At 48.5% G+C, this 12,557-nt stretch carries 14 protein-coding genes; 4 read left to right on the forward strand and 10 right to left on the reverse strand.

Annotated elements, in window-relative coordinates:
* Positions 1-33: 33 nt before the first annotated feature.
* From ABSG49_RS06905 to ABSG49_RS06940, 8 genes are all read right to left on the reverse strand, one after another.
* Positions 34-1,293 carry an ABC transporter ATP-binding protein gene (locus tag ABSG49_RS06905; protein WP_424025389.1) on the reverse strand — a complete coding sequence of 420 codons (1,260 nt, stop codon included), beginning with the start codon at positions 1,291-1,293 and terminating at the stop codon, positions 34-36.
* Positions 1,294-2,178 (reverse strand): ABC transporter permease, encoded by an 885-nt coding sequence (locus ABSG49_RS06910; protein WP_424025390.1) that lies wholly within the window; start codon positions 2,176-2,178, stop codon positions 1,294-1,296. It lies immediately after the preceding gene.
* The gene (locus tag ABSG49_RS06915) at positions 2,148-3,083 is read right to left on the reverse strand and encodes an NAD-dependent epimerase/dehydratase family protein (protein ID WP_424025391.1); all 936 of its coding nucleotides are present in this window, start codon (positions 3,081-3,083) and stop codon (positions 2,148-2,150) included. The genes ABSG49_RS06910 and ABSG49_RS06915 overlap by 31 nt, the downstream gene beginning before the upstream one ends.
* Complete coding sequence (gene galU / locus ABSG49_RS06920) at positions 3,080-3,946, reverse strand: UTP--glucose-1-phosphate uridylyltransferase GalU (RefSeq protein WP_424025392.1); 867 nt, start codon at positions 3,944-3,946, stop codon at positions 3,080-3,082. Before galU ends, ABSG49_RS06915 begins: the two co-directional genes overlap by 4 nt.
* Entirely contained in the window at positions 3,947-5,212 is a 1,266-nt protein-coding gene (locus ABSG49_RS06925; RefSeq protein ID WP_424025393.1) for a UDP-glucose dehydrogenase family protein, read from the reverse strand.
* A gap of 171 nt (positions 5,213-5,383) precedes the next feature.
* Positions 5,384-6,322: a GDP-L-fucose synthase family protein gene (locus tag ABSG49_RS06930; protein ID WP_424025394.1), complete on the reverse strand. Its 939-nt coding sequence runs from the start codon at positions 6,320-6,322 to the stop codon at positions 5,384-5,386.
* A 30-nt stretch (positions 6,323-6,352) separates the two neighbouring features.
* On the reverse strand, positions 6,353-7,399 hold the full coding sequence (gmd, locus tag ABSG49_RS06935) for a GDP-mannose 4,6-dehydratase (RefSeq protein WP_424025395.1): 1,047 nt from the start codon (positions 7,397-7,399) through the stop codon (positions 6,353-6,355).
* A gap of 447 nt (positions 7,400-7,846) precedes the next feature.
* Entirely contained in the window at positions 7,847-9,097 is a 1,251-nt protein-coding gene (locus ABSG49_RS06940; protein ID WP_424025396.1) for a nucleotide sugar dehydrogenase, read from the reverse strand.
* A 207-nt stretch (positions 9,098-9,304) separates the two neighbouring features.
* Between ABSG49_RS06940 and ABSG49_RS06945 the strand changes: the two genes are divergently transcribed.
* From ABSG49_RS06945 to hepT, 4 genes are all read left to right on the forward strand, one after another.
* Positions 9,305-9,706: a hypothetical protein gene (locus ABSG49_RS06945; protein ID WP_424025397.1), complete on the forward strand. Its 402-nt coding sequence runs from the start codon at positions 9,305-9,307 to the stop codon at positions 9,704-9,706.
* 254 nt (positions 9,707-9,960) lie between these two features.
* Positions 9,961-10,197, forward strand: a complete 237-nt coding sequence (locus ABSG49_RS06950) for a type II toxin-antitoxin system HicB family antitoxin (protein WP_424025398.1) — start codon at positions 9,961-9,963, stop codon at positions 10,195-10,197.
* Between the two features lie 339 nt (positions 10,198-10,536).
* A complete protein-coding gene (locus ABSG49_RS06955) occupies positions 10,537-10,959 on the forward strand; it encodes a nucleotidyltransferase domain-containing protein (RefSeq protein ID WP_424025399.1) in 423 nt (140 codons plus the stop codon).
* A 32-nt stretch (positions 10,960-10,991) separates the two neighbouring features.
* Positions 10,992-11,384 (forward strand): type VII toxin-antitoxin system HepT family RNase toxin, encoded by a 393-nt coding sequence (gene hepT, locus ABSG49_RS06960; RefSeq protein ID WP_424025400.1) that lies wholly within the window; start codon positions 10,992-10,994, stop codon positions 11,382-11,384.
* Positions 11,385-11,507: 123 nt separating this feature from the next.
* Here hepT and ABSG49_RS06965 read toward each other — a convergent pair whose 3' ends face one another.
* Positions 11,508-11,921 (reverse strand): type II toxin-antitoxin system VapC family toxin, encoded by a 414-nt coding sequence (locus tag ABSG49_RS06965; protein WP_424025401.1) that lies wholly within the window; start codon positions 11,919-11,921, stop codon positions 11,508-11,510.
* On the reverse strand, positions 11,911-12,138 hold the full coding sequence (vapB, locus tag ABSG49_RS06970; protein WP_424025402.1) for a type II toxin-antitoxin system VapB family antitoxin: 228 nt from the start codon (positions 12,136-12,138) through the stop codon (positions 11,911-11,913). The genes ABSG49_RS06965 and vapB overlap by 11 nt, the downstream gene beginning before the upstream one ends.
* Between the last annotated feature and the right edge of the window lie 419 nt (positions 12,139-12,557).

Raw genomic sequence — 12,557 nt, forward strand, 5'->3', positions numbered from 1 at the left:
CCGAAATGATCATTTCATCGCTCAAATGAAAATTTATAAACCTTTTATTTCCCATTCCTGTGCGAACAGGAGTGGTCCCCACTCTTTACCGGGTAATTTTCCTGTCTTGAAAAAGTCCCCACCTTCAACAACAATCTCACCTGCGTCCCGTACCCAGTCTGTGATGATTTCATTGACAAAACATATTGCATTAAAATAATAAATGCCTGAATTCAGAGGTAATTTCGGTAATTTACAACTCACTATCCCCTGAGGAGGAACGGTATCCCAGTGGTACCCGGCAACATCACTTTTAAGATCAGAGATCTGCAGGTTCATCTGGTTTCGCAAGGCAAATGCTATACGGAAATTCCTGAGCGGTTCATTCTGTCTGGATGTATATGCGATATTGATGGAGATATCTTGTCCGGAATATACGGAATCCAGTCTTTTTCCGGATATATCACTCAGCCATAAATCGGTAAACCGGATTATCCCGTTGCCTTCCCGGTCAGTCCTCAAGGATATTGATTTATTGGATTTTTCCGAACGATTTTCCAGATATCGCTCTATTACCTTCTCAGTAGAATCATTCAAAATTACCTTCCCGTTTTCGAGCAATATGGCAGAAGTGCATAACGAAGAAACTGCAGACATATTATGACTTACAAAAAGAACAGTCCGACCTTCCTTGGCAATTTTTCCCATTTTACCCAGGCACTTTTTCTGAAACTGAAAATCCCCGACAGCCAGGACTTCATCGATGATGAGAATTTCAGGTTCAAGATGAGCAGCAACAGCAAATGCAAGTCTGACATACATGCCGCTTGAATATCTTTTTACTGGTGTATCGAGAAATTTTTCAATTTCAGAAAACCTGATAATCTCATCAAACTTCTCTTCGATCTCACGTTTTCGCATTCCGAGGAGTGACCCGGAGAGGAAAATATTTTCCCTGCCGGTCAACTCAGGGTGAAAACCGGTACCGACTTCCAGAAGGGATCCAACCCTGCCAAAAATTTTTGCCCGTCCCTCTGTCGGGGAAGTAATGCGGGAGAGAATTTTTAACAACGTGCTCTTGCCCGCACCATTCCTCCCGATTATACCCATAACCTCTCCATGATGAACATCGAAAGATACATCTTTGAGTGCCCAGAACTCCTGTATCTGTTCGGGGTTCCGTATCCGTTTTATCGGTGCTGATACTGCATTGACGAGAACCTCACGAATCGTCTGGTAATTTTCAACTGATCCCCCAAGGCGGTACTTCTTCCCAATGTTGCAGACGCGAATAGCAAGGTCGGACGAGTACACTTAAATCACATCAGCAAAGTACTGTTCCATTCTTCTGAAATAGAACAAACCCGTAATAACAATCAGGGCAACAATCACCAGAGAAACAAGTATCATGTAACTCGGTGGGTTCGTACCGAGAAGAGCCCATCGGAACCCTTCAATAACTCCGGCCATGGGATTTAAGCCATAGAGTATCTGGAATTGCTGGGGAAGCATGGAGCTGGGATATACAACCGGTGATGCAAATAACCAAATCTGGATGAGGAACGGGATGGTGTACTGGAAATCCCGGTATTTTACGTTAAGTGCAGAGAGCCATAATCCAACTCCGAAGGAGGTGAAAAGGGCCAGCAGGATAAACAATGGCAGAAAAAGTATGGTAATCGTCGGTGTAATTCCATAATAAATCATCATAAGAATGAGAATGACAAAAGCGATACAGAAGTCAACAAAGGGGGACAATACACTGGAAATCGGCATAATAAGCCGGGGAAAATATACTTTGGTCAGTATGTTCGCATTTAAAACAATGCCCGTACTTGATCTCGTAAGCCCTTCAGAGAACAATGTCCAGGGTAATAATGCAGCATACGAGAAGATCGGGTAAGGGATACCATCGGAAGGAATCTTTGCAATATTGCCAAAGAAAAGCGTGAAGATGACCATCATAAACAGGGGCTGGATTATCGCCCAGGCGAATCCCAATGCCGTCTGTTTATACCGGACCTTGATATCCCGCCAGGTAAAAAAATATAACAATTCACGATATTGCCAAATCTCCCGGAAATTAATGGGAACCCATCGTTTTGGAGGTTCGATATCAATCTCAGGCTGAATCAAACTCGAGGATTCAATATAGTTCTCGCCATCAGTCATTTTATTGCCATCTTCTCCAAATACCAATTTTGATACAATTTTATTCCCGTGGAAATAAAGATCGCAGGATTCCATCCCAGTTTATCGCCTGCTTTCTGCACATCCGCAAGCGTATCAAGTGCATCACCTTTCTGACGTGCTTCATAGATAACTTTCGCTTTTTTCCCGCAACTTTTTTCAATCACCGATAGTAATGAATTTACGGTAATCCTGCTGCCTCCTCCAATATTGAAGACCTCTCCCCCTTCTTTGTACCGGCTTGCAAGGATGTTCGCTTCGACAATATCCGAAACGAAGGTAAAATCCCGTGTCTGCGAGCCATCCCCATATAATGTGAGGGTGGTGCCATCCATGATCGCTTTCACGAATTTATTGATCGCCATATCCGGTCGTTGTCGTGGACCATAGACGGTAAAATACCGGAGGGATATCGTCGGCAGCCCAAAATTTTTCCAGTAAAGATAGCATAGGTGCTCGGCAGCGAGTTTCGAAACCCCGTAGGGAGAGACCGGCTGGGGTCGCATGTCTTCCCGCATGGGAAGCGGGGCATCCCCGTAAACGGACGAAGATGAAGCATAGACAAATTTCTTCAGCGGCCGATCTTTGTAATATTCCAGGAGCCGTTGTGTTGCCTCGATGTTATTCCGTGTATAGATCGAAAAACTCGAGCCCCACGAAGCCCGGACACCGGCCTGTGCAGCTTCATGAAACACGAAATCGACATCCGGGTAGACAGACATCGCGAGGATATCATTCTCAATAAAGGTAAAATTCCTGTGCTGGAGTGCATCACGGATATTCGACTCTTTGATTTTCCTTGGATAATAATCGGTAAAACAATCAATCCCGGTTACTTCGTATCCTTCCGCAAGGAGTCGGTCAGTAAGATGGCTTCCGATAAATCCTGCGCAACCGGTAACGAGGGCTCTCATTGTCTCATAACCTTTCTGAGGAACAGGTTCAGATCCTTTTTCATCGCATTGTCTTCCCGGGCATAATCGATAATCGTTTCGATATACCCGAGTTTGTCGCCGGTGTCAAACCGTTTGCCCTGGTAGATGTATGCATATACATCCTCCTGTTTCATAAGGAGTCGTATGGCATCGGTGAGCTGGATCTCCCCGCCGGCTCCCTTCGTTGTGCGTTTCAGGCAGGAGAACAATGCGGGTGTGAATACATAGCGCCCGATGGAACCGAAATGAGAAGGGGCTTCTGCCGGGCTGGGTTTTTCGATAATGTCTTCAAGGAGGAGAAGGTTTTCGCCGGATTCGTTTCCTTTGACGATACCGTACCGGTGCAGTTGTTCGGTCGGTACTTCCTGGATAGCGAGAACGGACGATCCGGTTTTATCAAAGATATCGATAAGCTGTTTTGTACAGGGAGTGCGATCCTTCATGATATCATCCCCGAGAAGGACCGCAAACGGTTCATCCTTACAGTGCTTTTCAGCACACAGGACTGCATCTCCGAGCCCTTTGGGTTCCCGCTGCCGGACGAAATGGATACCGGAAAAGCGGGATATTTCCCTGAGAGCATCGAGCTGCTGGCACTTGCCATGGCGTTCAAGATGCATCATGAGTTCCGGAGCATCATCAAAATAATCCTCGATGGCGCGTTTACCCCTGCCGGTAATCAGGAGAATATCATCGATGCCCGAATCGACTGCCTCTTCAACGACATAATGGATGACGGGCTTGTCGATGATCGGGAGCATCTCCTTTGGCATCGATTTTGTCACCGGGAGGAAGCGTGTCCCGAGCCCGGCGGCAGGGATAACAGCTTTTTTTACAGTCATTTACCAGCAGACTCCTTCGTACACTCTCGCTTCCTTGCGGGCTTTCTCTATCCTTCGCCCGTCAACGACCAGTTTTCCGTGGTAATCAAGCGACTCAAATTCTTTCCATTCCGTCACGATGAGAACTGCGTCAGAGGTCAAGACTTCTGCTGCAGATGTTGTATAGTCCAGATCCGGGAATTGCTGCCTGAAATTATCCATGGCAACCGGATCATATACTTTCACGCGGGCACCTGCTTTAATGAGCATTTTTATGATAGGTATCGCCCTGCTCTCGCGGATATCATCGGTGTCAGGCTTGAATGCAAGTCCCAAGACACCGATTGTGCGCCCTTTGGGATTCAGGTGCCTTTTCAGGAGTGCGATCATCCGCCTGGGCTGATCCTCATTTATTGCCATGACCGAGTTGAGAACTCTTGGCGTAATCCCCTTGGATTTTGCATGGGCAATCAGTGCACACACGTCTTTCGGGAAGCAGGATCCCCCAAAACCAATGCCGGTCCGGAAAAATTTCGGATTTATTCTGGTATCAAGACCGACTCCTTCAAAGACGGAATAACTGTCGATCCCAAGTTCTTTGCACAGGTTCCCGATCTCATTGGCAAAGCTGATCTTTGTTGCAAGGAATGCATTGCTAGCAAATTTTATCATCTCGGATGTCCTGAGCGTGGTTGAAAAAATGGGGACATTGAGGGGTTTGTATAATTCTTCGAGGATCTCTTTGGTCCTTGTATCATTTGTTCCAATCACGACCCGGTCAGTATGGAAAAAATCCTCAATAGCAGTCCCCTCTTTAAGAAATTCCGGGTTGGATGCGATACCAAAATCAACAAATGCCTTTTTTCCGGACTCTTTCTCGAGGATTGGAATAATAAACTCCTCGATTGTTCCAGGAAGTACTGTGCTTTTCGTCACTATGGTATGATGCGTTTTGTCAGAACGAAGGGGTTTTCCGATGCTGTGCGAGACCTCTTCAATCTGGCTGAGATCGCTGGATCCATCTTCCCGCGATGGTGTCCCTACACAGATAAAAGTAAGATTTGTTTTTTTGACCGCTTCGGCAATATCCGTGGTAGTTTCGAGTTTTTCCCGGTTTTTTAATAACAATTCATCCAGACCCGGCTCAAAAATCGGACTCTTTCCGGATTTTATGATATCGAGTTTCTTCCGGGATCTTCCCACAAAAATAATATGGTGACCCATCTCAGCAAAACATGCTCCGGTCACTGATCCGATATAACCCGTCCCGATAATACAAATCTTCATGGGAAACCCCTTGAATACCGATTGTCTTAGTTATGAAGATATAATCCGATATAAAATCCGTAATGGTTTTCTCATATTTATTAAAACATAATTTTATTTATTCCTGATTGATTGGATTGGGATTATTTGATCATTGATACAGGAGTTAACGTTTCAATAAAAGACTCTTCTCTATCTTTTCTGGTTTATGTACCACGTGATGGTCCGTTTAAGCCCCTCGTCAAAGGGGACCTTTGCAATGAAGCCGAACTCTTTCTCCGCCCGGGATGTGACAAGACACCGCCGCGGCTGCCCGTCAGGTTTAGTTGTATCCCAGTGGACCTCTCCCGTAAAACCAGTCTGTTTTTTGATGATGGTGACAAGATCCCTGATAGAGATCTCCTTCCCTGCGCCTAGATTGATCGGGTCAGGCTTGTTATACCGTTCGGTGGCAAGAATAATTGCCCTGGCGGCATCCTCCACATAGAGGAACTCCCGTGACGCGGCACCGGTGCCCCAGACATCAACTGAGGGCTTCTTCTCTCGTACTGCATCGACAAATTTTTTGATTAAAGCCGGAATCACGTGGGAACTCTCCGGGTTGAAGTTGTCCCGGGGGCCATAGAGGTTCACCGGCAGGAGATAGATTGCGTTGAACCCGTACTGCTGGCGATATGCCTGAGCTTGGACAAGGAGTGCCTTCTTCGCAATCCCGTAAGGAGCATTGGTTTCTTCCGGGTATCCATTCCAGAGTTCATCCTCGCTGAAGGGAACTGGTGTAAATTTCGGATACGCGCAGACGGTCCCAAGGATCACACATTTCTCCACCCCTTCTTGTCGGGCAGCCTCGATAATCTGGATCCCCATAATGGCATTATCATAGAAAAGTTCACCGGGATATTTCTGGTTGAAACCAATACCCCCGACTTTTGCGGCAAGGTGGATGATAATATCCTTGTCCTTCACTGCCGTAACGCAGTTCTCCCACCTTCTGAGGTCAAGATCCCTGCTTCGGGGAATATACAATTGCTCCTTCCTGACATCTCGCTGTTGCAACTGTTCAACTATATGAGAACCGAGAAACCCGGCGCCGCCGGTGAGTAGGATCTGTTTATTATCCCAGAATGTCATTTCAGGAACTCCAGCATCTTAAACCGGCACTCAATCCGACTTCCACCATTTCTTCGGGAACGCTTTCTTCAGGATCTTATCCCCCTCACCAACCGGTGTAAGCCCAATCGCCCGCATGTCGGCATCCATCATGATCTTAACCAGGTCTTCAAACCGGATCTTTGGTTTCCATCCGAGCTTCTTCCGGGCCTTCTTCGGATCCGAGATCAGTACTTCCACTTCAGTCGGCCGGAAATATTTCTGGTCAATCCTGACATGCTTATCTATATCGAGACCAGCGTATGAGAATGCTGCATCAAGGAACTCCTTCACGGAATGGGTCTCCCCGATGCCGATGACGTAATCATCCGCTTCTTTCTGCTGGAGGATCTGCCACATGCATTCCACGTACTCGGGTGCAAATCCCCAGTCCCTGCGGGCATCGAGATTGCCGAGATACAGGTATTTTTCTTTCTTTGCGAGAATCCTGGCGATACCCCGGGTGATCTTTCGCGTGACAAATGTCTCTCCGCGCCGGGGTGACTCATGGTTGAAGAGGATACCATTGGCTGCAAACATCCGGTATCCTTCACGGTAATTCCGGGTCATCCAGTAGGAATAGAGCTTGGCGCAGGCATACGGGCTGCGGGGCTGGAAGAGGGTTGTTTCATCCTGGGGCGGGGCAGCAGAGCCGAACATCTCGCTGGATGAGGCCTGGTAAAACTTCATCCCGTTATTGCTCCGCCGGACCGCCTCGAGGAGCCGGGTGGTGCCGAGTGCCGTCACATTACCGGTATATTCCGGTGTTTCAAAACTTACCCGGACATGGCTCTGGGCGCCGAGATGATACACTTCATCCGGCTTGAAGTTGTACATGATATTTGCGATCTGTTCCGAATCGGAGAGATCGCCATAATGGAGGAACATCCTGGCATGTGGGGTGTGGGGATCCACATAGATCTGATCGATCCGGCTCGTGTTGAATGTCGATGATCGCCGGATAAGGCCATGGACTTCGTAGCCCTTGGAGAGCAAAAGCTCGGCAAGATACGACCCGTCCTGTCCGGTGATTCCGGTAATGAAGGCTTTTTTTACCATAGCTTACGCAGGTATCTGTTTCCCGGCTTTGAATACAAATATTTCCTTTAATAGATCACGGAAAATTTTTCTTGTCGTGATTTATGATATAAAGGATATGATGAATTCATGGATATGAGGTCAGACAGTGATCACGGAAAAATCTGATAGTATAAATTGCTCTGGAGAAAATGTTTTCGCTGGATATGATGCCCCCCTCTTGCGCCACCAGTCTCCCGGTGGGAGACGGGGCGCATTTCGATGCATGGACCTCCTTTTTTCCGGAAATTAATTTCATGAACCGGTAATACAGAACTATCCCATTATGGGGATGCCACAGCGGCGGGGGCATGCTTGCATGCCCCCAAGAGCGTCGGTATTCTGAGAGGATTCCTACAGAACTGTATCCATGAATTCTGGTAATACATAAAAAAAGAAAATTACCGGGGTTGAAATACCCCATTCGCCTTACAACTTCCGGTAATACATCCCGTTCTTGTCCGCGATCTTCGGGTCCACCATGCCTCTCACATCGATCAGGACGGGCTGATCATTCATCAGCTTGCGGATCTCCTTCACCGTCATCTCTTTGAACTGCTTGTGAGCGACGGCAATGATCACCGCGTCCATCTTCCTGTCGAGTTTCGGCAGCGGTTTTGCACCGAAGTGCTTTATCATAGCATCCGGGAGCAGGGGATCGTACCCGTATACGTTCACATCATACTCCTTGAGCTCATGCACCATCTTCTCGACCGGAGACTCCCGGATATCGGCGACATCCTCCTTATAGGTCAGGCCCATGATGAGGACATTGGATCCCTTGATGGTCTTCCCGACTTTGTTCAGTCCCTTGATTGCCAATTCGGCAACATATTTCGGCATCGAGTCGTTGATGGAACGGCCGGCAAGGATCACCTGCGGGTGATACCCGACTTCCTTCGCCTTCTGGACAAGGTAATACGGATCGACCGGGATGCAATGGCCCCCCACCATGCCCGGGCGGTAGTTATGGAAGTTCCATTTCGTGCCAGCAGCCTTGAGGACTTCCTCGGTATCGAGGCCGAGCCGGGCGAAGATCATCGAGAGCTCGTTCATGAGCGCGATGTTGAGGTCGCGCTGGACATTCTCGATCACCTTTGCCGCTTCCGCGGTCTTGATCGTGGGTGCCCGGTAGACATTCGTGACAAGGCCGTAGAGATCGGACAATTCATCGAGAGACTGCTGGTCCATACCGGAGACGATCTTGTAGATATTGGTGAGCGTGTGCTCTTCATCGCCGGGATTGATCCGCTCGGGAGAGTACCCAACCTTAAAGTCTTTCCCGCATTTCATGCCGGATTCGCGCTCGAGGATCGGGACCATGATATCCTCGGTGACGCCGGGATAGACCGTGGATTCCATGACCACGATTGCACCTTTTTTCAGGTTTTTCCCGACAGTTACTGAAGCAGAGATCACCGCTTCCATATCCGGGTCCTTTGCCTTCGTGACCGGTGTCGGCACGGCGATGATAACAAAATCCGCCTCTTTTATTTTTGTCGGGTCTGTGGTTGCCTCGATGGTATTACCCGGCGTTTTTTTCAGTTCGTCAACTTTCTTCTGGTCTCTACGGTACCCGATCGTCCGGATGTGCTCGGAAAAGGCTTTGGCAAGGGGAAGACCGACATACCCAAGACCGACGATACAGACGGTCTTTTTGAGAAGTTTTTCCAAAGTCACGAATGAACCGCTCCCAAAAAATTACCATAATAATTCTCTCATATCATGTAAAAATCTATTGCACATCAAGATGAGGAGTCTATAAATAGCTCCTTCAATATTTTTTCAGAAAATTTATTATCTCATACAATGAATGGTGGTTTCCCCATAGATCGATCGATCATTCATTTCATACGCGGGTTCCGAACATTGGAGCAGTGATGGAAAATGTCGACAGAAAAACGGGTTCCGGAAAACGTCTTCTCTCCACAGTATTTCATCATCAACAAATCCGAACTGCAGTATGATCTCATCAGAAAACAACTGCTGGACACACCTCACCGACCGGTCGGATCGTCGCATTACTTTATCCGGGCAGTCCGGGAGAAAGGCTGCGTATGCCGGATAAAGGCCGGCAACGGGACCGTGCTCTTTTACGAGATCCTGAACCATCTCCAGGAGGGTATATCCGATGAGGATATCCGCGACGCCATCAGGGAGCCGTCAAATGCATCCCCCCTCCCGGGCTATTTTTACCTCACGCCGAAAATTGAAGAGAAACTTCAGGTATTCCTGTCTGCGGATCATGCATATTGCGGGAAAAAGTGCGAACCCGGAAGCCTGGCGTGAAAAACTCCTGCAGGCAGTCCGGGGGATGTCCAGAGCTGATTACGGCAATTCATGCCAGTTTCCTCCCGGTATTTTCCCGGGAGCAGGAACCAGGTTCCTGTCGGGGGCTCGGAAACATCCTGTGCCAAAGCCCACGGGAATGTTAATGTATTCCCCTGATACATTCAACAGAGCCGATTCTGTTTAAAATGAAGGAAACAATTTACATAAGAACATAGGATCACTAATCAATAAGAGGAGGGGAAAACCAGCCTATGAAGAATTATCACCTGAGCGTTACCATCTGGGAAGAAGAAGGCGTGTATGTTTCAAAATGCGTTGAACTCGAGGTCGCCAGCTGCGGGGATACACCAAAAGAAGCACTTGAAAATATCCGTGAAGCGATCGATCTCTATCTGAAAAATGCACGGGAATACGGGATGCTCGCAGATATCGAACCCTCCCTTACAACGCATGACAAATTCACTTCTCTCATTGAGGTCCAGGCGTGAAACTCCCAAGGGTGTCCTCTGCTCATGTGATATCGGAATTGAAAAAGACAGGCTTTACAGAAGCACGATACTAGGGAAAAGGAAGCCACACCGCCCTTATACGGATTGATAATACTGGTCAGAAATTGCTCGTAATCGTCCCAAAACGGGATATCCTGCCAGTTGGAACTATCCTCTCGATTATGAGACAGGGAAAGTTTGCGCGGGAAGAATTTATTGAGATACTCACAGGTTAATTGCCACCCCGCACAGCATGCGCAGCCCGGTTCCCGGGAGGTGTTCCGGGACCCCTTTCCGGAAAAGAATTATTTTTTAATCGCCCCCTCCCAATATCTCCCCATGGATGAGCAGCAGATGGAGAAAGAGATTATCATCCGGCGGATGCACGATGTGCTGGCACCCCTGCCCTCTCTGCGTATTGCATACGTATACGGGTCATTTCTCCTTCGCGATGATTTTCGTGATATCGATATTGCTCTTCTCGTTGATGGCCGGCAGCTTGGTGAAGAATTCTTCCAGATGTATGCAGCAGATGCAGGAGACCGTATCGAAGAAGCGCTGGACGTTCGTTCTGAATGCGACGTAAAAGTCCTCAATGGTCAGCCGATCTGGTTTGGATTTGAGGTTATCAGCACCGGCAGACTGCTGTATGTGCGGGATGATGATGAACGGATCGACTTTGAGACACAGGTAACGATTGAACACCTGGATATGAAATCCATGTACGATCTTTTTGACCGTGAATACCTTGCGCGGGCCTGAAATGCGGATCCTGGCACGGCTGCAGATGCTTGATGACGCCCTCCGGGCCTGGGAGCGTTACCGGGAGAATCCCGTTCGATGATCTGGCGCAGAAGAAAGATACGCAGTATATGGTCTGCCATGCCCTGCTCCTCTCAATACAGGCGTCTGTCGACATTGCTACCGGCATTGCCGTGATGAAAACCCCCCGCCGTCCCGATACGTACCGTGAAACATTTCAGCTGCTGGGGTACTACCGGATCATCCCGGAAGATCTTGCAAAGGAACTGTCACGGCTTGCCGGGTTCCGGAATATCCTCGTCCATGAGTACACCACCCTTGATATCCCCAGGGTGTACCGCGTTCTGCAGGATGACCTGGAGACCATGAAGGCATGCATGGATATTGTCAAAGCGTTTATCAAAGAAAATAAAAAAGCAGAATAATTTTCCCGTCATGAGGAAACGTGATGGCAGCCATGTATCATATCGTTCAGCTGTTGCCCTCATTACCATCGATGATGCACCATTGCACAAGAAAAAGATGGGCACCCGGTGTACAGGGTATCGTTACCCAATAAGGATAACCGGGCAGGTTTTCCTTACGGCACCGGCAAGTCTTGTATCGGCAGTGACCAGCGGAGCACTGCACCGTATTGATGCAGCGACAAAAAGTGCATCATAGACCGTGATCCGGTGGTGGCATGCGAGATCCCATGACGGAGTGATCAAATCGTGCGCCGGGATCACGTCGCAGGTATCCCGGATAAATGCGATACTGTCATCCAGGCAGGTCTTCACGGTTGCCGGATCATTGCCTGCATGCACAGCCCGTTTCCATGCAGCATTTGCCACTTCAGTATACGCCAGGTCAACCGTAACGCAGGAATGATCCGCTGCTGCCTCGATTGCTTTGCCGGTAATTGTTTCCGGCAGGAAGATTGCCGCTATAACACAGGAGTCCAGTACAATTTTATCGGGCATCCCGGTCCTCCCGGATCGCCTGGGCCGCCGGCACTCCCGTGATCAGTGTGTCCTGGTTCTCGCGGGCCTTCGAGAGGAGCTGTTCTTTACGCTTCATTTTTACCGACTGTTCGATGAGTGATCGGATCTCCGCCTGCCAGTCCTGGTCCGGCATCTCTTCAATCATCTTCCGGACCCGGGAGTCTATCCGGATACTGTATACTGATGTTGTAGACATAATATTTTGTATACATTTATTGTATATTAACACACTGCTTGGGCAGGACATGCCCCCCTGCATGAGAAAATAAGCCCGATTTGGGCTCCGTTAGCCGATCCCGGATTTCGGTGGACAGCCTGATCAGGTGCCGATGTCCACCGTAAGGAAAATGGACAGGAGCACCGGGGTAGACCTTTCCCGTCAGTGCCGGAAATGGTGCGCTCTTTACGGGTGCTCCGGAAGGCCTTTTTCGGGCACCTGTTTCAGCCTGTGGAACGACCCCGCCCCGTACCGGATGAAGATATGACAGGGTTTTTCAGAGATTATGGGCAAAAAATTGATGAATACCGGTGGGTAAATGAAAGGATCCTGTCCGGATCTACTCACTGCATCCCATTTTTGCAAAATTAAATACGCTCAAAATTCTTTCTATTCCT

The organism is Methanoregula sp. (assembly GCF_049510175.1).
Classification (GTDB): Archaea; Halobacteriota; Methanomicrobia; order Methanomicrobiales; family Methanospirillaceae; genus Methanoregula.